Origin of the sequence: Flavobacterium hibisci (genome assembly GCF_020026925.1) — a bacterium.
GTDB classification, from domain to species: domain Bacteria; phylum Bacteroidota; class Bacteroidia; order Flavobacteriales; family Flavobacteriaceae; genus Flavobacterium; species Flavobacterium hibisci.
Window position 1 is genome coordinate 1 of record NZ_JAIQDW010000078.1, and the last position, 255, is coordinate 255.

Genomic DNA, 255 nt, shown 5'->3' on the forward strand with positions numbered 1-255 from the left:
TTTTGTCCCATCGGGCACACAAAAAAATCTTTTTCGTGGTTGTAAAAAAGGTTTTGAACCAAAAACGGATTTTGCTGTTGCCTGCGCTTTTGTTCTTTATGAAAGTAATTGTATTTCACATACGCCTTAATTGCTTTTGCTTCCATTAACTCGTAATTTTCTTGGCTGCCGTACCCCGCATCTGCCACGATTTCTGAACTTTGAGTTTGATATTGGCTTTCAAAACCATTCAAATGCCCTTCTAGAGTAGTGGTG

The 255-nt window shown here is 38.8% G+C and carries 1 pseudogene; it reads right to left on the bottom strand.

The window, feature by feature from the left end:
• Positions 1–255 (bottom strand): annotated as a pseudogene (locus tag K8B81_RS21135) (IS5/IS1182 family transposase); the annotation flags it as partial.